Origin of the sequence: Mycolicibacterium novocastrense (assembly GCF_001570485.1) — a bacterium.
Lineage (GTDB): Bacteria > Actinomycetota > Actinomycetes > Mycobacteriales > Mycobacteriaceae > Mycobacterium > Mycobacterium novocastrense.
The window spans coordinates 22,984-45,256 of the sequence record NZ_BCTA01000096.1; the positions used below are offsets into that span (position 1 = coordinate 22,984).

Below are 22,273 nucleotides of genomic sequence, written 5' to 3' on the forward strand. Positions count from 1 at the left end.
GTGGTCAGGGGAGTGGACCAACCCGGTGGGTGGCTATGAGGCGAGACCCGAACGAAACGCTACGGACATCCGCGAAGAGAGTGTTGTGCGCACCGGAGAAATCAAGGCCCTTTCCGGCCTGCGCATCGTCGCCGCCCTATGGGTGGTGCTCTTTCACTTTCGGCCACTGCTGGAGCAGTCGGTGCCGGGGTTCCGCTCGGCGTTCGCCCCACTGCTGAATTGCGGCGCCCAGGGCGTCGACCTGTTCTTCATGCTCAGCGGGTTCGTGTTGACGTGGAACTATCTCGACCGCATGGGGCCCTCGTTCGAGTGGCGAGCCACGCTGCGCTTCCTGTGGCTTCGGCTGGCCCGCGTCTGGCCCGTCTACCTGGTGACGATGCATCTGGCGGCCCTGTGGATCATCTTCACCCTGCAGGTCGGCCGTGTGCCCTCACCGGCGGCCGAGACGTTGACGGCGACGAACTATCTGCGCCAGGCGCTGATGGTCCAACTGTGGTTCGTGCCCTATTTCGACGGCTCCAGCTGGGACGGGCCCGCCTGGTCGATCAGCGCGGAGTGGCTGGCCTATCTGCTTTTCGGCGGTCTGATCGTGGTGATCTTCCGCATCGCTCGGTCGACGCGGGCGCGGGGCCTGATCGCACTGGCCTTCGTCGCCGTGATGCCGCCGATCCTGCTTCTGCTGGCGTCCGGGCAGTTCTACACCCCGTGGAGTTGGCTACCGCGGATCGTCATGCAGTTCACCGCGGGCGCCCTGATCGCTGCGGCGGTGCGCAAGCTCGACCCCAGCGATCAGGCTCGACGCGCCGCCGGGTACGCCGCGCTCCTCCTCGGCGTCGTGATCGTCACGATCCTCTACCGACTCGACGCACATCCGCTGCCCAAGATCGTCGACAGCGCCGGCCTGGTCGATGTGCTTTTCGTGCCGCTGCTGTTCAGCCTGGCCATCGGCGCCGGGTCGCTGCCCTGGCTTCTCTCGCGGGGGCCCGTCGTCTACCTCGGGCATGTGTCGTTCAGCCTGTACATGGTTCATGAGCTGGTGCACACCACCTGGGATTGGATGGTGCAGCAATTCGGGCTGCGGCTGTCATCGGACTTCACGGGCAAGCTCATAATGGTTGCCTTGCTTGGCACCGCGCTGATCGGCGCGGTCATGCTGTACCACTTTGTCGAGGAGCCCGCCCGTAAATGGATGCGCAGCATGATGAACGGCCCCGCCGCTTCGACCCCGGACGCGGCCGGCAAGCTGCACACCGTGTCCCGCCCGCGCGAACGCTCCGAGGTGATGACCGCCCGCGCCGGGTGACGATGCTTCTCCCGCGCGTGTCCACACGGCCTTACACCGGCGCGCTGAGAAGCGCCCTGACCATCGCGGTGGCAATCGCCATCCTCGTGGTCACCGGCTGTCAACACCTGAAACCGACGGAGCACAAAGAGATCGACGCGCTCAGCTTCGCGCTCAACCGCATCGCGGTGATCGGCGACTCGTACACGACCGGCGGACCCGAAGGCGGGCTCGGCGAGAAATCGTGGACCACCCAGGCCTGGCAGATCCTGGCTCAGCAGGGACTGTCCACCACGGCCGTCGTCGGCGCCGAAGGCGGAGCCGGCTACGGCACCCGGGGTAACCGGGGCAGCCTCTTCGAGGATCTGACCGCCGCGACGGTCACACCCGATGACACGCTGGTGGTGTTCTACGGTTCGCGCAACGATCAGAACGTCGACCCCACCCAGTTGTCGGTCCTGGTCTACGGCACGTTCCAATTGGCGCGGCGCATCGCGCCGTCCGCGCTCTTCCTCGTGATCGGGCCGCCGTGGCCGACGGCTGACGTCCCCGCGACCGTGGTACGCATCCGCGACACCCTCAAATACCAGGCGGAACTTGCGGGCGCGACGTTCGTCGACCCGATCGCGGCCCGGTGGTTCGTCGACCGGCCCGAGCTGATCGGCCCCGACGGCGTGCACCCCACCGACGCCGGTCACACCTACATGGCCGAAAAGATTGCGCCATTGATCGGCGCGCAACTGCCGCGGCGGGTCTGATCCGTCCTATCGTTGCTGATCGTGCGACTCGGTGGACGCCTGTACCAGCTGCTGACCCGGGTGATGTCGCTGCGCATCATCGTGATCGTCGCGGCATTGTCGGTGGTCGCGCTGGTGATCACGCTGGGCGCGTGGGTGTGGTTCGGCGTCACCAACGACCAGTACAGCCAACTGGACCGTCGTCTGGACTCGGTGAGCAGCCTCGGCGACATCAGTGAGCTGCTGCGCACCGCGCAACAGGCCGACGTGAACCCGCCCATCCCGGACGGCGGCCTGGTGCGCACCGCCCGCGTCGACGGCATCACGGTCTCCATCCCGGAGAACATCGTGCTGCCGGAGTTCCCGGTCGGTTACGCCGACACCACCATCGACGGTGTCGAATACCGGGTCCGGACGTTCACCGCCGGCGGGGCCTTGATCGCCATCGGGGCGCCACTGGCCGAGACCCAACGCCGCATCGACGAACTGCACCGGCGGGTGCTTCTGATCTGCGGCGGTGTCATCGTCGGCACCGTGCTGGTCGGCTGGGTCATGTGGTCGATCATGATCAACCCGTTCCGCCTGCTGGCCCAGCAGGCGCGCGCGATCAACGCCCAGTCCAAACCCGAAGAGGTTCAGGTGCGCGGCGTGCAGGAGGCCGTCGAGATCGCCGAAGCCGTCGAGGGGATGCTCGCCCGTATCGGCGACGAACAGCAGCGCACGCGAGCGGCGCTGGAGTCGGCACGAGACTTCGCCGCGGTGGCCTCACATGAACTTCGCACGCCCCTGACCGCGATGCGCACCAACCTCGAGGTCCTCTCCACGCTTCAGATGCGGGACGAGCAACGCCAGGAGGTGATCGCCGACGTCATGCGCACCCAGAGCCGGATCGAGGCGACCCTGACCGCGTTGGAGCGGCTCGCACAGGGCGAACTGACCACCGTCGACGACTTCGTCCCCGTCGACATCACCGAACTGCTGGACCGGGCCGCACACGACGCGATGCGCAACTATCCCGGCCTCAAGGTGTCGCTGTCGTCGTCGACGACGGTGCTCATGGTCGGTTTGCCCGCCGGGCTGCGGCTCGTCGTCGACAACGCGATCACCAACGCGATCAAGCATGGCGACGCCACCGAAATCCGTTTGGGCGCAGTCGCTTCCGGTGAAGGCGTTCAGATCACCGTCGACGACAACGGTTCCGGGATACCCGAGGACGAACGCGCCGCGGTGTTCGAGCGGTTCTCCCGCGGGTCGACGGCAGCGCGATCCGGTTCGGGACTGGGGCTGGCGCTGGTGGCTCAGCAGGCCGAGTTGCACGGGGGCACCGCGGCGATGGAGGCCAGCCCGCTCGGCGGGGCCCGGTTGGTGTTACGCCTGCCCGCGCCGAGCTGAGCTGGCTACGATCCGAAGATGGCCAAGCTCGAGATGTCGCGTCAGCTCGCATTGAGCCCGCAGGAGGCGTGGGAGCATGTATCGGACCTCAACGCGCTGGCGGACTGGATGGTCATGCACGAAGGTTGGCGCGGCGAGCTGCCAGACGAGCTGACGGTCGGCACCACGATCGTGGGCGTCGCGGGGGCCAAGGGGTTGCGCAACCGCGTCACGTGGACCATCCAGAAGTTCGACCCGCCCAAGCTGATCGAGGTCACCGGAAAAGGCGTCGGCGGCACCAGGTACGGGCTCACGATGACGGTCGCGCCGACCGAAACCGGTTCGGCGTTCACCCTCACGATGAATCTCGGGGGCGCGCCACTGTTCGGGCCCATCGGCGCGACGGCGGCCCGCGCCGTCAAGGGCGACATCGAACGTTCCATCCGCAAATTCGAAGAGCTCTACGCCTGACCGCGCGGGCCCGCCACGCCGCGTCGCCTTACGCGGTTGATCGTGATCGCAGCGGGTACCACCCCTCGCGTGTCGCAGACCATGGAAATCACCGTTCTGGACCCCCGCACCGGCGACGAAGTCAGCAAGATCCCGATCACCGATCCCTCGAGCTGCGCCCAAGCCGTGGCTCGAGCGCGTGCCGCCGCGCCGGGGTGGGCGCGTACCCCCGCCGCCGAACGCGCGGCTGCGTTGACCAAGGCGGCCGCAGCGGTCCGCGCCGCGGCCGAGGAACTGGCCGAGCTCAACGAACGTGAGACCGGCAAGCTCCGCGACGACGCATTGGGCGGAGTCGACGCGGGCGCGGGCACGCTGGTGCAGTACGCCGAGCTCGGACCGCTGCATCGCGGCCGCAGCCTGCACGGCTCCTGGTCGGCGACCGATCTGATGGTTCCCGAACCGCGCGGCGTCGTCGCGGTTCTCACCCCGTGGAACGATCCGGTGGCCGTCGCGGCCAACCTCCTGGGCGCGGCGTTGGTGACGGGAAACACGGTGGTACACAAGCCAAGTGAGCGGTGCCCAGCGACCGGTCGGCGGTTCGCCGAACTGTTGGCCGGGCAGCTTCCCGACGGTGTGCTCGAGATCCTCGACGGTGACGGATCTGTCGGCGCCCACCTGGCCTCGGCGGCCGACGTCGACGTGGTGGCGCACGTAGGCAGTAGCGCGACCGGCCGGTCGATCGCGCGAGTATGCGCGGAGCGCGGGGCCAAGACCGTGCTGGAAAACGGTGGCAACGACGCGCTGATCGTCGACGCGGGTGTGGATCCGCGGTGGGCGGCCGAGCAGGCGGCGCTGGGTGCCTTCGCCAACGCCGGGCAGATCTGTGTTTCGGTGGAGCGGGTCTTCGTGGTCGAGTCGCTGGCCGAGGCGTTCCTCGACGAGTTGGCATCGGAAGCGCGAGCGTGGGACGACCGGATCGGGCCGTTGGTCGACGGGCGTCAGCGGGACGTGGTGCAAGCGCAGGTCGCGGACGCGGTGGCCAACGGCGCACGGGTTCTGGCGGGCGGCGCGCCTCGGCCGGGTCCCGGTGCGTTCTATCCGCCGACCGTATTGGCGGACTGCACTCCGGAGATGTTGGTGTTTCGCGAGGAGACCTTTGGTCCGGTGGCGCCGGTGCGAGTGGTTCCGGACTTCGACTCCGCGGTGCGGGAAGCGGCCGACGACCGGTACGGGTTGGCTGCGACCGTGCTGACCGCCGACATGGCGCACGCGCAGGAGGCCTGGCGTGCCCTGCCGGTCGGCACGGTGAAAATCAACGACGTCTTCGGCGGAGCGCCCGGTGGGGCGTCACAGCCGCGTCGCGCGAGCGGCAACGGCTTCGGGTTCGGCCCGGAACTGCTCGACGAAATGACCGAGATGAAGGTCGTACACATCGCGCCGCCGGGCAGCTGAGCGCCACCCTGGCTGCCCACCTCTCAGCGAAACTTTCGCTCCCAGCGAATTTTTCGCTGAGAGGCGGGCACTGCGCGGATCACCCTCGCGAGACGTCAGCGGTCCACACGCCCGCGCGCACGGCATACGCAGCAGGCGCGCACGGCATACGCCGGCAGCCGCGCACGACGTACGCAGCAGACGCCTTAGTCCTCCTTGCGGATCAACCGGCCCAAGGCCTCCCGGTCGGGATTCAGCAGTTCCTCGATCCGCTGCTGGTTGATGTCGGCCACGATGATCTCGCCGACCTCCTGGTACACGTCGGTGAAGATGCCGTGCGACTTCATCTTCTCGGTCTGATAGATGTTGTCCTCGGTCGGCGTGACGTAGTACATGATCTCGGGCTTGAACCGGTGGATCAGCCATAGGTGGACCACGCTCATCAACCGCTTCTGGCGCAGCTTCTCGGCGAACGTGTTCTGGTCGCGCACCGTCAAGATGCTGCGCCCGTGCCGGTCCTTGATCGGGTCGACGATCACGTTGGCCAGTTTCTCGTCCTCACCGTCGCGCTCACCGAAGATGCCCAACTCGAGCACGTCTGACCCCGGCCGCGTCGGGCGCAGTTGCACCCGCAGCTTCTCGTCGAGTTTGTAGTGCTCGCCCCACATCGCCAGCCACTCCTCGAGCAGCTTCTTCGGCACCTCGGTCTGCACGAGATGCTGGTGCTGGGTCGAGCCCTTGCCCATCGCTTTGGTGGTCGCCAGGCGGCCCGACGACGCGGCGAGCGCGGCGTCGCTGCGCGGCCCGCCGACAAGCGTTTGCGGTGTGCGATAAGGCGATTCGACCAGGCGCATCTTGCGCTGCAGTCGCGCCAGTGCGAGCATGCCGTCCTGGCGCAACGCGGTGGCGAACTCCTCGGACGCGACACCGTCGACCTGATGACCGCCGTAGGTGATGAAGTTGAAGACGAACCCCATCTTTCCGAGTTCCTCGGGGAAGGCCCGCATCTCGTCGTCGGTCATGCCGGTGGTGTCCCAGTTGAACGAGGGGGACAGGTTGTAGGCCAGCATCTTCTCGGGGAACTCGGCGTGAATCGCCTCGGCGAACTCGCGCGCATCGGCCAGATCGGCGGTCTTGGTCTCCATCCAGAGGATGTCGGCGAACGGTGCGGCGGCAAGCGATTTCGTGATCGCATACGGGATCCCGCCGCGAACCTGGTAGTAGCCCTCCGGGGTCTTGGCCAGCTCGCAGTCCCAGCCGACGGCCGCCCCGATCTCCCTGGCCTTCTCACGCGCGGTGTACAGCGGCGCGCGCTCGGCGAACGCACGCCACTCCGCGACGCTCATGTCGAGTTGTTCGCCCTCGCTCTCGCGGAACTCGAGCAGCTCGGCGACCGCCTCGCCGTAGGTCATCAGGCCGGCATCGACCTGCCAGGCGTCGACAGCCTTCGATTCGACCCGGTCGAAGATCGCGTCGATCTCGCCGTCGGGGCGATCCTGGTACTCCGAGGCGGCCTCGGCGACCGCGTCGCCGATGCCGTGGTGGTCGAGCCAGGCGTTGGCGGTGGCGTACTCGCCTTCGGGCAGCGCGTAGAGCAGATGTCCGTTGAGTTCGGTGACGCCCGCCTCGTAGAAGCGCCGCATCATCGCCAGGTAGCACGACTTGTACGACGGCACCTTGAGGTTGGTCACGCCGAGCAGGAACGGTTGGTCGCGCTCGTCGGCGCGGCTGTCGATCAGGTTGGCCGCCTCGGCGTCGGTGCGGGCCACGATGATGCCGGGGACCCGCATGATGTCGAGCTGGAAGCGCGCGGTGTTGAGCCGTTTGATCTGTTCGTCGGACGGCACCAGCACCTTGCCGCCCTGGTGGCCGCACTTCTTGGTGCCCGGCCGCTGGTCCTCGATGTGGTAGCCGGGTACTCCGGCCTCGACGAACCGGCGAATCAGGTTGCGCACGTGGGGATCTCCGCCGTGGCCGGTGTCGGCGTCGGCGATGATGAACGGGCGGAAGTCGACGGCGGGTGTCGCGGCGCGTTGTTCTTCGGACATCTGCAGCCGCAGGTACTGCTGGTTGCGGTCGGCGGTGAGCAACGCCCGCACCAGGCCGGCGGCCTCCTCGGGCACCTGGCTAAGCGGGTAGCTGGCCAGGTCGGGTCCGGGGTCTTCGGTGGTTGACCCCTTGGCGGACGTCGCCCAGCCGCCGAGGTAGATGCCCTCGATGCCCATCCGCTTCATCGTCACGGCCTGGCCCGGCGAGTACGGGCCGAAGGTGGTGATGCTCTTCTTCTGCGCGAACAGTTCGCGCAGGCGCTCGTAGAACGCCGTGGCGGCCTCGCGCGCCACGATGTAGTCGGAGGGAATCGTGCCGCGTTGTTCGGCGACCTGACGGGCCGAGTAGAGGCGGATGATCCCGTCGAATCTCGGGCTGTCGAAGTACCGCTGCGTGGCAGCGACCTCCTGGTCGAACGGGGTCGAAGGCGCGGCGTCCGTTTCGATGATGGCCATGTACCCACAGTACGACCCGGTTCTTGCCGGGGATGGCGTTATCAGCAGGGTGAAGCCCTTACGTCGACGCCTCGAAGGTGTCGACGACGTGCTCGGCGATCGCCAGCGCTGAGGTCGCCGCCGGTGATGGCGCATTGCGCAGCACCACGACGCGACCGCGGACGCTGATCCGGAAGTCGTCGACCAGACCGCCGTCGGGGTCCAGGGCCTGGGCCCGCACGCCGGCGGTGCCGGGCACCACGTCCTCGTCGCGCAGGGACGGCACGTAGGCCCTGGCGGCGGTGATGAATCGCCGCCGTGACAGTGATCCGAACACCTCGCGGACACCCGTGCGCCAGTGTCGGCGGGCGAACCGCCAGAACGCCGGCGTCGAGGCGATCCCGGCCAGATCGCGCGGTGAGACCGTGCCCCAGGAATAGCCCTCGCGCGCCAGCGCCAGCACCGCGTTGGGCCCGATGAGCACCTCACCGTCCACGCGCGGGGTGAGGTGGACACCCAGGAACGGATAGCGCGGGTCGGGCACGGGATAGACCAGACCGTTGACGAGATCGCGGCGGTGCGGTTTCAGCGCGTAGTACTCGCCCCGGAACGGCATGATCACCGGATTGGGGCCGTCCCCGGCCATCTCGGCGAGCCGGTCGCTGTGCAGACCACCGCACACGACCGCCCGGTCGAATCGCGCCTTCTCACCGTCTCCGGCGGTGCGGGCGCTGACCACCACTTCGATTTCACCGGCCCGCAATCCCGTCACCTCGTGTCCGAGAAGGACTTTCGCACCGGCCGCCACAGCGTCGGCGGCAAGCTCCCTGGTCACCTCCGCGAAGTCGACGATCGAGGTCGACGGGGAGTGCAGTGCCGCGATGCCGCGCACATGGGGCTCGAGTTCGTGCAGTTCCTCGGGCCCGATGATCCGCACCCCTGGGACGCCGTTCGCCAACGCCCGCCGCTCGATGTCGGCGAGCCTCGCCTTCTCCTCGTCGGTGAGCGCGACGAGGACCTTGCCGCAGACGATCCGACGGATCCCACGCTCGGCGCAGAACTCTTCGAGCAAACCGACCCCGCGACGACAGAGCACGGCCTTCTGTGAGCCGGGTTGGTAGTACAAACCGGCATGCACGACCCCGCTGTTGCGGCCGGTCTGATGCGATGCGAGACGGTCTTCCTTCTCGAAGAGCGTGACATCGGATTCGGGGCGACGCCGCACGATCTCACGGGCCACCGCGACACCGAGGATGCCGCCGCCGACCACTGCGACCCGTTCGGTCATCGGCCGACCCCGCAACAGAAGGAGGTAATCACCGTTCGGTTACGGTACTGCATCTCATTGGCCTTGGGCCAGGCGCGAATTGGCATTACGAGCAAACGAACCGGTACAAGTGATACAGCGCCATCGGTATGCGCGCAGTCGAGAAAGAGCAACGAACCATGAGACGCATCTACGCCTTGGTGATCGGCGTCGCCCTGTTGGTGACCCTTCCTGGGGTGGCGGCCGCCGCGCCGACGCGGTCCGCTGTCAACCAGCAGGCGGTCGACCAGGTCATCGCCCGCGGCCTGTCGCAGCGCGGCGTTCCCTTCTCCTACGGCGGAGGAGACGCGAACGGGCCGACGAAGGGCAGCGGCACGGCCGAGAACGTCGCCGGGCTCGACCGCGAAGGCCACATCGTGGGCCTTGATCCCGCGCTCAGCACCGTCGGTTTCGACGCGTCCGGCCTCATGGTCTATTCGTTCGCCGGTATCGGGGTCAAGCTGCCGCGGTCCTCGGGCGCGCAGTACAACGTCGGGCAGAAGGTGTTGCCGTCCGAGGCGCTGCCCGGAGACATGATCTTCTACGGCCCCAACGGGAATCAGAGCGTGGCACTGTTTTTGGGCAACGGTCAGATGCTGGAGGCCACCGAATCGGGTGTGGCGACGTCGCCGGTGCGGACCAACAACATGGCGCCGTATCTGGTTCGCATCATCAAGTGACGTCACTGAAGCCCTGACGCGGTCAGCACGCCGACCAGGCCGGTTCCCGCCTCGGCGACCACCTCGCCGACGGAGCACATCGGCAACCGGCTACCCGGTGCGATGTTGAGCGCGGTGACGTGCACGGCCGAAGTGTATGTGCGGCGCGACGATCGCTGATAAAGAGGACTGATGACGTCGACATTGGATGCCGCCGAGGGAATCGCCGGACGAGTGCGCACCTTGCGCCAGATCGTGCAGTCGGAGGCCGGTGAGTCGGAGCGGCTGCGCACGCTGAGCCCGGCCGTCGTCGAAGCGATGTGGGACACCGGCCTGATGACGGCGTTCAACCCCGCGTCCGCCGGCGGCAGCGAACCGTCGTTCGCCGAGATGATCGAGACCTGGATCGAGATGGCCTGGCAGGACGGATCGTTCGGCTGGGTCGGTATCGCCAACCTGCCGTCGTCGTTCGCCGCGGCCGCGTACTTGCCGGACGCTGGATTCGCCGAGGTGTTCACCGCGCATGACAACCGGGTCACGATGGGCGGGCAGTTCTTCCCGAACGGTCAAGGCACCGCCGTCCCCGGTGGGTACCGGCTGACCGGGTCGTGGAGCTTTGGTTCGGGGATCGGGCATTCGCAGTATGTCGCCGCGGGCTTCCTGCCGATGGACGGGACCGAGATGCGTTGGGTCAGCGAAGGTGTGCCGGACATGCAGATCGCCATCCTGCCGCGTGAACAGGTCAGCTTCAACGACGGTTGGCACGTGCAGGGCCTCAAGGGGACGGGCTCCTACGACTACAGCGTCGAAGACGTGTTCGTGCCCGCCGAGCGCACATTCGCGTTGTTCACCCGCGAGCCGCTGCGCGGATCGTCGCCCGCGACGCGGATGGGCATGATGCCCGTCACCGCAGCCGGGCATGCGTCGTGGGCGCTCGGCGTCGCCAAGAGCATGCTCGACGACGTCGAGGAGCTGGCCGCCACGAAGTTCCGGATGAGCGATATGGCGTCGCTGGCCAGTCGCCCGACGTTCCAGAAGGGGCTGGCCCATCACGTGGCGGCCTGGCGGGCGGCGCGGCTGCTGGTGCTCGACGCGTTTGCGACCGCTGAAGCCAGTGTGGCGGCGGGGGAGGACCTCACCCCGGCCCTGCGCGCGGACATGAGAGTCGCTGCCGTGTACGCCACCGACGTGGCGCGCCAGTGTGCGGAGTGGGCACATCTGGTCGCGGGCACCAGCTCGATCCGCGAGGGCAGCCGCCTGGAACGCGCGTTCCGCGACATGTACACCGGTACCCAGCACGCGTTCATCAGCGAGAAGGTGGCGATCGACGCGGCTCAGGTCTGGCTGGGCATCATCGACGACCAGTTCGGCCTCTGATCACCCCGTGCGGGCCACGAATTCGGCGATGATGCGGCCGAGTTCGTCGCCCCGTCCGGCGTTCGCAGGACACCCGGCTCGGTCACCGGACGACCGACTCGAGGACACCCTCGACGATCATCGTGCCCAGCGTCTTGCGGTCGAACTTTCCGCTGGGCAGGATCGGGATCTGCTCGCTGGAGGCCAGCACCCAGCGGGTCGGCACCTTGTACGCCGACAGGTGCGTGCGGGCATGGGCGGCCAACGTGTCGACGTCCACGCCGGCGGCGGCGGGCACGACCACCGCGCACACCTGCTCCCCGCGGCGGGGGTCGTCGATGCCGAGCACGAGACACTGTGCCACGTCGGGGGATTCCTCGAGGACCGCCTGGACTTCGAGCGGTGAGACGTTCGCGCCGGCGGCCTTGATCATGTCGGTCGTCCGGCCGACGTAGAACAGCCGCGGGTCGCCGGGTCTGCGGTAGACGCGGTCACCGGTGTGGTACCAACCGTTTTCGTCGAACGTCTCCCACCGTTCGCGCTTGTTGTAGCCGGCCATCACGCCGATGCCGCGGATCAGCAGTTCGCCGACCTGCCCGTCGGGGACGGGTGTCCCGTCGTCGTCGACGATGCACATGTCGGTGTAGGCGAACCCGCCGGCGGTCTCGGACATGGTGCGGTGGACGGGATATCCGTCGGGTACGTCGACCATCGCGATGTCCAGCGGGCCGTCGCGCAGCATCGGCGCGCAGGACAGATCGCGGTCGGAAAAGCTCGGATGCTCCCGGAGCCGCTGGGTGAACGCGGGCCATCCGACGACACCGGCGGCCCGTTCGCGCTCGATCAGATCGAGTGCCCCCTCGGGGTCCAGACGCGGCATGACGAGCACGGTGACGGGTTCGTGCAGCGCACCGGTCGCCGCGAGCAACCCACCGACCCAGAAGAACGGCATCGCGCACAGAATCCGCACCGCGCCTTCGCTTTTGGATACAGCACGGATCGCGTTCGGCCATGTCGAGGTCTGCCGCACGAGGGTGCCGTGCGTGTGCATGACCCCTTTCGGGTCCGCGGTCGACCCCGAGGTGTGGATGACGACGGCCAAATCGGCGGGGGAGACCTCGGCCTCTGCGGCGGACAGCAGCGCGTCCGGTTGGCCGCCGGCGTCACCGTCCCACGGAGTGGCCCAGGCGGGAACCGGGCCGTCGACGAACACGATCCGACGCAGGTACGGTGCGCCCGTCATCGCCAACCGCCCGTCCTGCTGGGTCGTGAGCTCCCGCCAGGCCGCTTCGAATCGGTCGGCGACATCGATGCTCAGCACGCGACTCGGGGCGATGATCAGCGCGATGTCGGCCAGCCGCGCGACTTTAGCGATCTCCGCCGGCGCGTAGAGCGTGCTCAGCGGCACGACCAGCGCGCCGATGCGGGAGGCGGCCAACCACCACAACACCCAGTCCACCCCGTTGGGGAAGAACAGGCCGATGCGGGTTCCCTTACCGACACCTTCACCCAGAAGCCACCGCGCTATGCGCGCCGAGCGCTCATGAGCCTCGCGGTAGGTGAGGCGATCCGTCGGAGTGACCAGATAGGTGTGGTCGCCGAACTCGTGGCACGCGCGGGCCAGGAGCGCGGGCACGGTCGGTCGCGGCTGCTGCGTCACCCCGCGATTGTCTCCGACGCGTACTGGGCGACCGCACGAGGCGGTCGCCCAGTAACGTCAGCGGGACTCAGGCGCCCAGCGTGGCTTGGATGTCGCCCTTCATCGCGGCCAGCTGCGAACCCCAGTAGCCCCATCCGTGGGTGCCATTGGCGGGGAAGTTGAACGTGCCGTTGCCTCCGCCGGCTGCTTCGTAGGCCTGCTGGAAGTTCTTGTTGCTGTCCAGCGTGATGGTCTCGAGGAACTGGCCGGCGATGTCGCCGCCGCCGCCGAGTTCGGACGGGACGCCGTTGCCGCAGTACACCCAGATGCGGGTGCCGTTGGCCACCAGCTTGCCGACGTTGACCGTCGGGTCGTTGCGCTTCCAGGCCGAGCTGCCGGGTGGGCCCCACATCGCCGTGGCGCTGAAGCCGCCCGAGTCGCGCATCGCGACGCCGACCAACAGCGGCCAGATGCCGTCGGAGAGGTTGAGGAAGCCCGACAGCGAGGCGGCGTAGCGGAACTGACCCGGGTGGTAGGCGGCCAGGATCAGCGCAGCGCTACCCGACATGGACAAGCCGACCACCGCGTTGCCGCTGGGTGAGATGCCCTTGTTGGCAGCCAGATACGCGGGCAGTTCGGAGGTCAGGAAGGTCTCCCACTGGTAGGTGTGGGTGCCGCCGTTGCCGACCGCGGGTCCCTGCCAGTTGGTGTAGAAGCTGGACATGCCGCCGACCGGCATCACGACCGACAGACCGGACTCGAAGTAGTTCTCGAACGCGGCGGTTTCGATGTCCCAGCCACTGTTGTCGTCGCGCGCCCGCAGGCCGTCGAGCAGATAGACCGCGTGCGGGCCACCGCCCTGGAACTTGACCGGGATGTCGCGGCCCATGGCGGCCGACGGGACCATGAGGGTCTCGACCGGAAGGCCCGGCCGTGAGTATGCCGCGGCGGTGGACGTTCCACCCGCCACCGCGACCAGGCCCGGTATGAGCAGGGCCGCCAGCGCGCCGGCCATCATGCGGCGCGCCCAACTGTGTCGCATTGTCATCGCTCTTGAACTTTCCTGGTCGAGGGATACCGCCGAGCGGTCGTCGCGGTGGACGTACCGGAGCCGGGTCGGGCTGCCGGTCAGGCGCTGCTGCTTCACACCTGCCGCGATACTTCGGGCGCCCGCCGCGCGTAGCCGCTGCTGACGGTTATGTCGACACCGAGGGCGGTCCCGTTACCGGAGAGTGGGCGGCGTCACCGTTGCGCCGGAGGGCCGCAAGGGCCTATTTGCCGTTGGTCGGCAGGCGTTTGCGCACGTAGGTTTTGAGCTCGGCGGACAACGCGTCGGCTGCGAGCAGCTCTGGAAGCAAGGAAGCGTCAGACATCCTGGCGCGGAACGCCAACTCGACGGTCACGTCATGGTCGGGGCGGTGCTCGACGGAGATCTCGTCGCCCGGGCCCACCGTCCCCGGTGAGATGACGCGAAGATAGGCACCGGGTTTGGCGGCCGCGGTGAAGGTCTTCATCCAGCGGTCGATTTGCAGGAACGCCGCGAAGGTGCGGCACGGCGTGCGCGGAGCCGAGACTTCGAGCAGCAGACCGTCGGTGCCGACGCTCCAGCGTTCACCGATGCGCGCCTGTGTCACGTCGACGTTCGTGGTGGTGAGGTTCTCGCCGAACATCCCGTTGGTCAACCGGCGATCGAGTCGAGTTTCCCAGTCGTCGAGGTCTTCTCGCGCATATACGTAGACCGCTTGATCGTCACCGCCGTGCAGCTTGGTATGGCCGATGGTGTCGCCGACGAGTCCGCTACCCAGACCGCCGCGCATCGGACCCGGCGCGCGCACCGCGACCCGGTCCGGTACGGCGACCTTGTCGATACCCGTTGACCTCGACGGCGCGTCGGGATTGATCCGCACTCGCGCAACATTGACCGACAGCACTTCTGCCACCCGGACAGGTTAACGACGGAGTGGGCCGCCCGCCTCGCAGGATTTCTCGCCTGCAGTTGCACTCAAACCCTTCCACGGCACTACTACCGAGCGTAGTATTCGCGGAGCCGGTGTCGACGACGGAATGGTGTAACCGTGAAGTGGAGTTTCGCCCAGGTAGGCCTGCTGATCATCGCGATTTTCCACGTCGTCCAGGCGGTCATCGGCTTTATCGTCGAGCCGAGTTTCGCGACGGGCCCGGGCGCACCGACCGCGCAGGTTCTCGGGATGGACTACAACGGATGGCACGCTGTCGCCGGGCTGGCCCTGTTCGGCCCGGGACTGGTGTTCGCGTTGCGCAAGTCGTGGGCGGTGTTGTATCTGCTCGTCGCAGCGGTGGCGGGCGCGTTGCCAGGCATCTGGGCGTTCTTCTCACACCAGGTGGCGTACGTGTTCACGTTCCCCAACAACATCACCGACGCGGTGGTGCACCTGGTGACCGCCGCGGTGATGCTGGCGGTGGCCGGTATTCAGATCCGCATGGACGGCGGATTGCAGAACTCGCTTGCCGACCTGCGTAAGGGGTCGTGACCCGGGCCGCCGCCTCCGCTAGTGTGCGCTCAGATCGTCAAAAGTCGTGATACGGCGTGGATTTGCGATCTGAATGCACACTAGACGCGCCGGCTACTCGGCGTCGTCCTTGTCGTCGGCCGAGGGGATCCCCTCGGGCGGTGGCGTCGAATAAGCGGGAGTTGTTGGCGGGACCCCTTGCTCTGCGCCCTCACCCTGATCCGCGTCGTCCGAGGCCTGTTCGGGTGAGCTCATCATTTCTCTCCTAGTCCACGATCGTCTCGCCGAGCGATACCCGTACCCATGGTGAAGAAAACCGGATAGTTGGGTTCGGTAGCCGAACGTCTCTCGTGTACTTGCCCCGAGGACGCGCATCGGGCGCCGCACCGAGCAAGAGGACGAAACATGAACACAACGCACACCTCGAAGCGGATCCTCGGCGCGGCAATGATGTCGTTCACGATCGCCGCCGTCGGGTTCGGATCCGCAGCGGGCACGGCCCAAGCACTGCCCGGTGGGCCGGCGCCGCAGCAAGCCTGGCCCGGTGGGTCGGCGCCGCTGCAGGCGTGGCCCGGATGCCCGGATGCCAATCCGTCGGGACCCTGCCGCTGGTGCCCTGGTGATCCGCCGGTGCAGACCGGAAACCTGCGGGTGAATCCGGTGGTATGGGACAACTCCGTATGCCACACCTATTGGTACGTCTACCACGGGCAGGGCAACGTCGCGCAGAACATCTTCGAAGGCGAGGCGCCACCGCCGCCGCCACCGCCGCCGCCCGGCTTCACGCCACCCCTCCCGCCGGGCTGGTGCTGGTCGCTGTTCCTCCCCGGGCCGTGCCCTCAGGGCTGATTTCGCCGGAGCTAATATCGGCCGATGGGTGAGCCGCAGCTGACTGATGACGGCCACTTCATCGTCATCAACGGTCGCCGGTGGCGCGCCACCGATCCGGCCATACCCGAGGATCGGCGGGCCGAGCTGACCCGCATACTCATGGCATGGCGCCGAGAAGTGCGCCGCGCCAAGGGAACTGGCGGCGAAGGGGCCGCACGTGCCGGTGTGCACGCAGCCAAGGTCGCATTGGGTGAGCGGGGTTCGCCGCCATGGTGGGAGCAGACCGACGAACAGCGTCGCCAGCGATATCAGGCCGACGTAGCCTCGCCCGAAGAGGACTGACCTCGCGCGTCAGACGCACCGCGCTGGCTGTCGGGCCGGCCGGTGCAGCCATGTCTTTGTTGCCCAGATGGAGAAGCTGAATTCGCTTCTCCGACACCATGGGTAGCTATCGTCAGTTGGCATGCAGGGCTGGACCGCCGCCGCGGCCTTCGGACGCTCGGACTGCGAACGCCTCGACGTTGGCCTGCTCGCTCAGCCCGTCCTGGCCCTCACCAGCCTGGCGTACGTCGCTGTGGGGGTAGCCGTCCTGTGCTGGGCCCTGCGCGGTAGAGCGCTGTTGGCGGGAACCGCAGGGGTGGCGCTCATCGCCGTCGGCTTGGGCAGCTTTGTCTTCCACGGGCCCCAACCGCCGTGGGCCGGCCCGGTCCACGACTGGCCCATCATCATTTTGGCGGTGGTGTGCGTGATCGGTGTGGCCCGCACCGCGCGAGCGCGGCGGTCGGCGTGGGTCGCGGCCGCGGCGGTCTTCGCGCTCGGCCTGGCCGCTTATGCCGCTGGGCGCACGGGCTCGCCGCTGTGCCGGCCCGACAGCCTGTGGCAGTACCACGGCGTCTGGCATGTGTTGTCGGGTGCCGCAGCGGGATTAGCCGCCTGGGCCATGGTGCCCGCACGTCAGTATCGTTCACGTCGATGCCGTTAGATCCAACGCCGCGAGGCCGCGTCCGCCGCGGCCTACGCAATGCGCTGCGCGGCCCCCGCGATCCGGCGCCCGTCGCGGGTCAGCGGCGACGCCGTTCCGACGGGATGGGTGATCTGCACACCCGCAAGGTGCTCGATCTGACGATCCGCCTCGCCGAGGTGATGCTGTCTTCGGGCTCGGGCACCGCCGACGTCGTCGCCACCGCCCAGGACGTCGCCCAGGCCTACCGACTGACCGACTGCGTCGTCGACATCTTCGTCACCACCGTCATCGTGTCCGCGCTGCCGACCGCGGACAGCCCACCCGTCACCATCGTTCGCGCCGTCAACAACCGGTCGACGGACTACACCCGGCTGGGGGAACTCGACCGGCTGGTTCAGCGGATCACCTCCGGCGGTGTGACGGTCGATCAAGCACACGATGCGATGGACGAGTTGACCGAACGGCCGCATCCCTATCCACGGTGGCTGGCGACCGCGGGCTGGGCGGGTTTCGCGCTCGGCATCGCGATGCTGCTCGGCGGCGGCTGGTTGACCTGCATCCTGGCCGCGCTCACGTCGGGGGTCATCGACCAGGTGGGGCGCCGACTCAATCGCGTGGGTACGCCGTTCTTCTTCCAACATGTCGCGGGCGCGGCCATCGCGACCTCGGTCGCCGTGGCGGCCTTCCTGTATGCCGATATCGGACCGACGGTCATGGTGGCCACCGGCATCGTGGTGCTGTTGTCGGGATTGACCTTCGTCGGCGCGATGCAGGATGCGGTGACGGGCTACATGCTGACCGCGCTGGCCCGGCTCGGGGAAGCGGTGTTGCTGACGGCGGGCATCGTCGTGGGCATTCTCGCGGGCCTGCAGATCGCCCAGATCGCCGGCGTCACCATCTCGCTGCACGTCGATGCGACCGAATCGTTCGTCGCACCGAACGGGGCGGTACGGATCGCGCTTGCGGTGTTCGGCGCGGCGCTGGCGGGCGCCTGCCTGACGGTGGCGAGCTATGCGCCGATGCGGGCCATCCTGACCGCCGGGCTCGTGGCCGGGCTCGCCGAGGCGGTCCTGATCGCCCTGGGCAACGCCGGGTTCGGTCAGGTGTTCGCGAGCGGTGCCGCCGCGGTTGGCGTCGGTCTCGTCGCCACGCTGATCTCCATCCGTCGGCAAGCGCCGGCCTTGGTGACGGCCACTGCGGGCATCATGCCGATGCTTCCGGGTCTGGCGGTGTTTCGCGCGGTGTTCTCCTTTGCCGTCGACGGCAACTTCGACAACGGCATCCGTCAGATGATGTCGGCGATCGCGATCGCGCTGGCCTTGGGCAGTGGCGTGGTGCTCGGTGAGTTCATCGGCTCACCGCTGCGCTTCCGCGCCGGCCGGATCGGCGACTTCCTCCGCAAGGAAGGACCACCGGGGCTGCGTCGTGCGGTGGGCCGCGTTGTGCATCTGCAGCCGGCCGACGATCAGCCGGCCGAGATGGTCCCGCGGACGCGAAGCGTCGCGCTGCAACCTGAGCCGTCCGGTGAAACGCGAGACGATGCCGAGAACGACGACACGGAGCGCGACGAGAGCCGTGAGCAGCAGTAGGCGCGGACACGCCCTGGGTTTGGCCGCAGCAAATGCAGGCTATAAATTCGAAGCATCAGTAAGTGACTAGCGCTGGAGGCATGCTCATGAGGTTTCGCAAGACCACGCTGGCTGCCATCGCGGGCGGCTTGACCGCGACGACTCTAGGGCTGAGCACTCCGGCAAGCGCGCAGCCGTCTCCACCGCCGCCCCCTCCGCCACCCGCCCTGGCCGCTGAAATACCGCCGCCTCCGCCTCCGCCGGGTATGGCTCCACCGCCGGCCAGGCCGATGGCCGGGGAACCGGTGCCGGCATGGGCGCCGCGGAAGCCCGCCGAGTTCTGGCTCGGCGAGCCCGTCGTGTGGCACTCGGGGTGGGGCGGACGCTGGGGCGTGTGGAAGAACGGCGCCTTCATCCACTTGTCGAAGAACCCGGTCACCGCCGGCGGCTGACCGTGGCGGTCAGCTCGAGGCGTCGAGGATCTTGATCGCGAAAATCAACGAGTCGCCGGGTTGGATTCCCGCGGCGGGCTGACCCTCGGGATACCCGTCGGCGGACGTCATCGCCACGGCGACCGTCGAACCGACCTTCTGCCCGGCGATGGCCTTCTGGAAGCCCGGCACAACTCCGTCGAGCGGGAAATCGACTGGCATACCCCGCTCGTAGCTGTTGTCGAACACGGACCCGTCGCGACCGTTGACCCCCATGTAGCAGACGAAGACCGTGGCGGTCTCGGAGACGACCGGACCGTCACCGGGCTTCAGCGTGTGTACCTGGGTCTCGGACACGCTGAACGGCGGTTGCACGTTGATCAGCGGCGCCGTTGAGTCGGTCGATCCGGTGACGGCGACGCTTCCGGTGTCGCCGTTGAGCGTCCACTCCGGTGCGCCGCCGATCTGTGGCGGCGCCGTCGGGCACATGGCGCTGGCGGGATCGCCGGTCTCCACCGCTGGGGGGATGAACTCGTCGGCCAGCGAGGACGTGCTCGTCGGTGAGGTCGTGTCGGTCGATGAAGCTTCCGTGTCGGAGCCGCAGGCGGAGAGAGCCAGAACCATCGATGCGGTGCAGGCGATCAGCCCGACAGGAAGAGACACACGCGAGGAATTCACGGTCGCCACGCTACAGACAGTGGCGCCAGCGGTGTGCCGGTGGGCTGAGAGGCCGCGAGTGTGAGTTCCGATACGGCTGGCACGGCGGGTCGCGGATGAAATCGCACTATCGGCCGCGCTGTGTGCGACGGTTGCGGGGAACAGCCTGCCGAAGAGGGGCGCGATGGCGAGGCACGAAGCGGTGGTGTGCGGGGCGAGCATGGGTGGACTGCTCGCTGCGAGAGTGCTGGCAGACGCGTACGACTCGGTCACCGTCGTCGAGCGCGACGAACTGCCCGCCGACGCATCGCAGCGGGCGGGCGTGCCTCAGGGCCATCACCTGCACATGATGACGAGTGCGGGGTTGAAGATCCTCGACGAGATGTTGCCCAGGGTAATCAAGGAGTTGAGAGCGGCCGGCGCACCGATCATCGACACCCGCAACCTGTCGGCGGTATACGTCGAGGTCCGTGGGCATGCGCTGTGTCGAACGGGCGCATTGGCCGACCCCGATGCCATGCCTGTCCAGCCGGTCAGTCGACCGCTGCTGGAATTCGTTGTTCGCGAACGGGTTTGCGCGCTACCCAATGTCAAAGTGCTGGAGGGGCACGATGTCGTCGAGCCCGTACTGAGCGATCGCGCGGTAACCGGCGTTCGTATCGGTGACCGCAGCGGTGCCCGACAGTGGACCGTGCCAGCCGATCTGGTGGTAGACGCGACAGGCCGCTCGGCCCGTACACCGGCTTTCCTTGCGGCGCATGGCTTCACACGTCCGGCCGAGCGGTCGTATCGCGTGCAGCTCTGTTACGCCAGCCAGCTGTTTCGAATTGCGCCGGGGGCGCTGGACGACAAGGTGGTCTTCGTCAGCCCGACACTGGAACGCCCGACCGGCGTCGGCATGCTCGCCTACGAAAACGACACGATGATCGTGACGCTGATAGGCGTCGCCGGACATCGGCTTCCCACCGAACTGCCGGCGGTGTTGGCCGCCGTGGCCGAATGCGTACCGCCGGAAATCAGCGCAGCACTCGCCGACGCCGAGCCGCTGGGGGAGACGCATCACCGCCACTTCCCGACCAGCGTGTGGCGTCGCTATGACAAGCTGTCCTCGTTTCCCCAGGGGCTGTTGGCGATTGGGGACGCGGTGTGCAGCTTGAACCCGATGTACGGCCAAGGGATGACCTCGGCGCTGATGCAGGCTCGCAGCCTTCGACAGTTCCTTGCCTTCGACGGTGAACCCTCGAGCCAGGTCTATTTTGGCGATGTCGCACGGCGGGTCGCGCCGTTGTGGTGGGCCAACCGGCTCAACGACTTCGGCTTCACCCCCGCGAGCGGATGGAGGTCGTTCCCGCAGCGAGTGTTCAACCGCTACACCACCGCCTATATGGCTGCCGCGTCGACAGACATGGCGCTCACGGAAACGTTCCTCAGGGTGCTGCAGGGGGTAGACCCGGGAACGAGGCTGATGCGCCCCGGACACGTGGCGCGGGTCATCACCAGCGGCAGGCGCGCCGGTCAGTAGTCCCATGCGGTCGGCACGCACCGGAAGACATCGCCGGCGGTCGCGACTCGACACACCGATGGGAACGGCAGATGAGTGGCGACCAGGGACTCACCGGTCGCGGCCAGCTCCCGCAGAAGCTCGATCCGTACCCGGGCCGACTCTTCTGGATCGTGCTCGAACCCGTTGTGCCACTCGGGGTTATCGAATCCAGGTGCGAAGACGGCGTCGCCGGCGAACGTCAACCGGTCACCTCCGGAGTCGAGGCGGACGATGGCGTGGCCCGGGGTGTGGCCTCCGGTACGAGCGACGAGCACCCCCGGCGCCAGTTCGTACTCCGTCTCGAAGGTCCGCATGTGGCCGCGGTACTCGTCGAGGAACCGCGAGGCTATCGACCGGAGCGCATCGGGAACCGGGGCCGGCATGTCGGTGTGGGAGAAGTCGGGTGCTTCCCAGAACTCTGCCTCAGCGGCCGCAACATGGACCCGAAGGTCAGGGCGTAGCCGTTCCTTCAGCCCCTTCGTGAGCAGCCCGCCGACGTGGTCCATATGCAGGTGGGTGAGCACCACGTCGGTCACCGCCGAGGGATCGATACCGGCGGCCTCCAAACGATGGACTGTCTGCCCGGCCCGCGGGAAATCCGGGAACTCCACGCCAAGCCCGGCGTCGACCAGGATGGTCCGCTCACCGGTGCGCACCACGACCACGTTGAGCGGCCAATCGAGCACGTCTCTGGGAAGGAACCGGTCGTCGAGCCAACTCCCGAACTCGGTCGGGTCGGCATTGGTCGCCATCGTCCGGGCCGTGATCGGTAGCACCCCATCGCTGATCACCAGCACCTCGATGTCACCGACCTGCACCGCGTACCGCGACGGAACCAACTCGTCGAGGGTCGTCGAACCCAAATCCGAGATGCTGTCCACGCTCATGGCTGTCCTCCTGAGGGCCTTACCGGATATCACTTGTCATCTCTGGAGAACGCCTTCAGCTGACGCGATTTATCCAGTCGGTGGCGCGCAACCTTTGTCGTGCCCGAAACCGTTCGACTGCCGGTGTGCCGGTTACATGTAGGAGTCGTGACGTCGACAGCGGATCGCCACGGTCGCGCGCACCTTCGG

Annotated in this window: 23 protein-coding genes; 14 read left to right on the forward strand and 9 right to left on the reverse strand. The window is 67.7% G+C overall.

Annotated features, from left to right (window positions below; genetic code table 11):
• Positions 1 to 85: 85 nt before the first annotated feature.
• The 5 genes from RMCN_RS29050 to RMCN_RS29070 all read left to right on the forward strand — a co-directional run bounded on the left by RMCN_RS29050 (position 86) and on the right by RMCN_RS29070 (position 5,292).
• Positions 86 to 1,303, forward strand: a complete 1,218-nt coding sequence (locus tag RMCN_RS29050; RefSeq protein WP_067396575.1) for an acyltransferase family protein — start codon at positions 86 to 88, stop codon at positions 1,301 to 1,303.
• 17 nt (positions 1,304 to 1,320) lie between these two features.
• Positions 1,321 to 2,040, forward strand: coding sequence for an Rv0518 family GDSL lipase (locus RMCN_RS29055; RefSeq protein WP_407937591.1), 720 nt, complete (start codon positions 1,321 to 1,323; stop codon positions 2,038 to 2,040).
• 63 nt (positions 2,041 to 2,103) lie between these two features.
• Positions 2,104 to 3,411, forward strand: a complete 1,308-nt coding sequence (locus RMCN_RS29060; RefSeq protein WP_084377849.1) for a sensor histidine kinase — start codon at positions 2,104 to 2,106, stop codon at positions 3,409 to 3,411.
• Between the two features lie 18 nt (positions 3,412 to 3,429).
• Positions 3,430 to 3,861, forward strand: coding sequence for a type II toxin-antitoxin system Rv0910 family toxin (locus tag RMCN_RS29065; RefSeq protein ID WP_067396577.1), 432 nt, complete (start codon positions 3,430 to 3,432; stop codon positions 3,859 to 3,861).
• A gap of 81 nt (positions 3,862 to 3,942) precedes the next feature.
• Positions 3,943 to 5,292 carry an aldehyde dehydrogenase family protein gene (locus RMCN_RS29070; protein ID WP_201029006.1) on the forward strand — a complete coding sequence of 450 codons (1,350 nt, stop codon included), beginning with the start codon at positions 3,943 to 3,945 and terminating at the stop codon, positions 5,290 to 5,292.
• Between the two features lie 185 nt (positions 5,293 to 5,477).
• Here RMCN_RS29070 and aceA read toward each other — a convergent pair whose 3' ends face one another.
• Positions 5,478 to 7,775: an isocitrate lyase ICL2 gene (gene aceA / locus RMCN_RS29075; protein WP_064350176.1), complete on the reverse strand. Its 2,298-nt coding sequence runs from the start codon at positions 7,773 to 7,775 to the stop codon at positions 5,478 to 5,480.
• 58 nt (positions 7,776 to 7,833) lie between these two features.
• Positions 7,834 to 9,042, reverse strand: a complete 1,209-nt coding sequence (lhgO, locus tag RMCN_RS29080; protein WP_067396579.1) for an L-2-hydroxyglutarate dehydrogenase — start codon at positions 9,040 to 9,042, stop codon at positions 7,834 to 7,836.
• 158 nt (positions 9,043 to 9,200) lie between these two features.
• Here lhgO and ripD point away from each other — a divergent pair, with 158 nt between their 5' ends.
• Entirely contained in the window at positions 9,201 to 9,740 is a 540-nt protein-coding gene (gene ripD / locus RMCN_RS29085) for an NlpC/P60 family peptidoglycan-binding protein RipD (protein ID WP_064413264.1), read from the forward strand.
• A gap of 2 nt (positions 9,741 to 9,742) precedes the next feature.
• On the opposite strand, the gene RMCN_RS31935 is transcribed toward ripD, so the two are convergent.
• Positions 9,743 to 9,865, reverse strand: coding sequence for a hypothetical protein (locus tag RMCN_RS31935; protein ID WP_263987718.1), 123 nt, complete (start codon positions 9,863 to 9,865; stop codon positions 9,743 to 9,745).
• Between the two features lie 46 nt (positions 9,866 to 9,911).
• Between RMCN_RS31935 and RMCN_RS29090 the strand changes: the two genes are divergently transcribed.
• Positions 9,912 to 11,096: an acyl-CoA dehydrogenase family protein gene (locus RMCN_RS29090; protein ID WP_064413210.1), complete on the forward strand. Its 1,185-nt coding sequence runs from the start codon at positions 9,912 to 9,914 to the stop codon at positions 11,094 to 11,096.
• 82 nt (positions 11,097 to 11,178) lie between these two features.
• Here the strand turns inward: RMCN_RS29090 and RMCN_RS29095 are convergent, their stop codons facing one another.
• The 3 genes from RMCN_RS29095 to RMCN_RS29105 form a co-directional block, all read right to left on the reverse strand.
• Positions 11,179 to 12,735 (reverse strand): class I adenylate-forming enzyme family protein, encoded by a 1,557-nt coding sequence (locus RMCN_RS29095; protein WP_067396581.1) that lies wholly within the window; start codon positions 12,733 to 12,735, stop codon positions 11,179 to 11,181.
• 67 nt (positions 12,736 to 12,802) lie between these two features.
• Positions 12,803 to 13,762 carry an esterase family protein gene (locus RMCN_RS29100; RefSeq protein WP_067396582.1) on the reverse strand — a complete coding sequence of 320 codons (960 nt, stop codon included), beginning with the start codon at positions 13,760 to 13,762 and terminating at the stop codon, positions 12,803 to 12,805.
• Positions 13,763 to 13,985: 223 nt separating this feature from the next.
• Entirely contained in the window at positions 13,986 to 14,645 is a 660-nt protein-coding gene (locus RMCN_RS29105; protein ID WP_067396585.1) for an MOSC domain-containing protein, read from the reverse strand.
• 144 nt (positions 14,646 to 14,789) lie between these two features.
• On the opposite strand from RMCN_RS29105, the gene RMCN_RS29110 reads away from it, so the two are divergent.
• Positions 14,790 to 15,224, forward strand: a complete 435-nt coding sequence (locus RMCN_RS29110) for a DUF4383 domain-containing protein (protein ID WP_067396587.1) — start codon at positions 14,790 to 14,792, stop codon at positions 15,222 to 15,224.
• A 93-nt stretch (positions 15,225 to 15,317) separates the two neighbouring features.
• Here RMCN_RS29110 and RMCN_RS31175 read toward each other — a convergent pair whose 3' ends face one another.
• Entirely contained in the window at positions 15,318 to 15,458 is a 141-nt protein-coding gene (locus tag RMCN_RS31175) for a hypothetical protein (RefSeq protein WP_165604492.1), read from the reverse strand.
• Between the two features lie 150 nt (positions 15,459 to 15,608).
• Between RMCN_RS31175 and RMCN_RS29115 the strand changes: the two genes are divergently transcribed.
• From RMCN_RS29115 to RMCN_RS29135, 5 genes are all read left to right on the forward strand, one after another.
• Positions 15,609 to 16,052, forward strand: a complete 444-nt coding sequence (locus RMCN_RS29115) for a hypothetical protein (RefSeq protein WP_067396589.1) — start codon at positions 15,609 to 15,611, stop codon at positions 16,050 to 16,052.
• A gap of 24 nt (positions 16,053 to 16,076) precedes the next feature.
• Positions 16,077 to 16,376: a hypothetical protein gene (locus tag RMCN_RS29120; RefSeq protein WP_067396591.1), complete on the forward strand. Its 300-nt coding sequence runs from the start codon at positions 16,077 to 16,079 to the stop codon at positions 16,374 to 16,376.
• A gap of 121 nt (positions 16,377 to 16,497) precedes the next feature.
• On the forward strand, positions 16,498 to 17,016 hold the full coding sequence (locus RMCN_RS29125; RefSeq protein WP_067396593.1) for a hypothetical protein: 519 nt from the start codon (positions 16,498 to 16,500) through the stop codon (positions 17,014 to 17,016).
• The gene (locus RMCN_RS29130) at positions 17,007 to 18,587 is read left to right on the forward strand and encodes a threonine/serine exporter family protein (RefSeq protein ID WP_067396595.1); all 1,581 of its coding nucleotides are present in this window, start codon (positions 17,007 to 17,009) and stop codon (positions 18,585 to 18,587) included. Before RMCN_RS29125 ends, RMCN_RS29130 begins: the two co-directional genes overlap by 10 nt.
• Positions 18,588 to 18,673: 86 nt before the next feature.
• Positions 18,674 to 19,018, forward strand: a complete 345-nt coding sequence (locus RMCN_RS29135) for a hypothetical protein (protein ID WP_064350226.1) — start codon at positions 18,674 to 18,676, stop codon at positions 19,016 to 19,018.
• 9 nt (positions 19,019 to 19,027) lie between these two features.
• Here RMCN_RS29135 and RMCN_RS29140 read toward each other — a convergent pair whose 3' ends face one another.
• The gene (locus tag RMCN_RS29140; RefSeq protein ID WP_201029004.1) at positions 19,028 to 19,675 is read right to left on the reverse strand and encodes an FKBP-type peptidyl-prolyl cis-trans isomerase; all 648 of its coding nucleotides are present in this window, start codon (positions 19,673 to 19,675) and stop codon (positions 19,028 to 19,030) included.
• 163 nt (positions 19,676 to 19,838) lie between these two features.
• Here RMCN_RS29140 and RMCN_RS29145 point away from each other — a divergent pair, with 163 nt between their 5' ends.
• The gene (locus RMCN_RS29145) at positions 19,839 to 21,176 is read left to right on the forward strand and encodes an FAD-dependent oxidoreductase (RefSeq protein WP_067396598.1); all 1,338 of its coding nucleotides are present in this window, start codon (positions 19,839 to 19,841) and stop codon (positions 21,174 to 21,176) included.
• Here the strand turns inward: RMCN_RS29145 and RMCN_RS29150 are convergent.
• The gene (locus RMCN_RS29150; protein ID WP_064413218.1) at positions 21,170 to 22,084 is read right to left on the reverse strand and encodes an MBL fold metallo-hydrolase; all 915 of its coding nucleotides are present in this window, start codon (positions 22,082 to 22,084) and stop codon (positions 21,170 to 21,172) included. The two genes, RMCN_RS29145 and RMCN_RS29150, sit on opposite strands and share 7 nt — an antisense overlap.
• Positions 22,085 to 22,273 lie beyond the last annotated feature (189 nt).

Excerpts from the sequence above, each read along its gene's own strand:
- aceA (WP_064350176.1), bottom strand. The coding sequence starts at position 7,775 with ATGGCCATCATCGAAACGGACGCCGCGCCTTCGACCCCGTTCGACCAG.
- RMCN_RS29065 (WP_067396577.1), top strand. The coding sequence starts at position 3,430 with ATGGCCAAGCTCGAGATGTCGCGTCAGCTCGCATTGAGCCCGCAGGAG.
- RMCN_RS29120 (WP_067396591.1), top strand. The coding sequence starts at position 16,077 with ATGGGTGAGCCGCAGCTGACTGATGACGGCCACTTCATCGTCATCAAC.
- RMCN_RS29130 (WP_067396595.1), top strand. The coding sequence starts at position 17,007 with ATGCCGTTAGATCCAACGCCGCGAGGCCGCGTCCGCCGCGGCCTACGC.
- lhgO (WP_067396579.1), bottom strand. The coding sequence starts at position 9,042 with ATGACCGAACGGGTCGCAGTGGTCGGCGGCGGCATCCTCGGTGTCGCG.
- RMCN_RS29060 (WP_084377849.1), top strand. The coding sequence starts at position 2,104 with ATGTCGCTGCGCATCATCGTGATCGTCGCGGCATTGTCGGTGGTCGCG.
- RMCN_RS29150 (WP_064413218.1), bottom strand. The coding sequence starts at position 22,084 with ATGAGCGTGGACAGCATCTCGGATTTGGGTTCGACGACCCTCGACGAG.
- RMCN_RS29145 (WP_067396598.1), top strand. The coding sequence starts at position 19,839 with ATGGCGAGGCACGAAGCGGTGGTGTGCGGGGCGAGCATGGGTGGACTG.
- RMCN_RS29100 (WP_067396582.1), bottom strand. The coding sequence starts at position 13,762 with ATGACAATGCGACACAGTTGGGCGCGCCGCATGATGGCCGGCGCGCTG.
- RMCN_RS29090 (WP_064413210.1), top strand. The coding sequence starts at position 9,912 with ATGACGTCGACATTGGATGCCGCCGAGGGAATCGCCGGACGAGTGCGC.
- RMCN_RS29115 (WP_067396589.1), top strand. The coding sequence starts at position 15,609 with ATGAACACAACGCACACCTCGAAGCGGATCCTCGGCGCGGCAATGATG.
- RMCN_RS29070 (WP_201029006.1), top strand. The coding sequence starts at position 3,943 with ATGGAAATCACCGTTCTGGACCCCCGCACCGGCGACGAAGTCAGCAAG.
- ripD (WP_064413264.1), top strand. The coding sequence starts at position 9,201 with ATGAGACGCATCTACGCCTTGGTGATCGGCGTCGCCCTGTTGGTGACC.
- RMCN_RS29135 (WP_064350226.1), top strand. The coding sequence starts at position 18,674 with ATGAGGTTTCGCAAGACCACGCTGGCTGCCATCGCGGGCGGCTTGACC.
- RMCN_RS29125 (WP_067396593.1), top strand. The coding sequence starts at position 16,498 with ATGCAGGGCTGGACCGCCGCCGCGGCCTTCGGACGCTCGGACTGCGAA.
- RMCN_RS31175 (WP_165604492.1), bottom strand. The coding sequence starts at position 15,458 with ATGAGCTCACCCGAACAGGCCTCGGACGACGCGGATCAGGGTGAGGGC.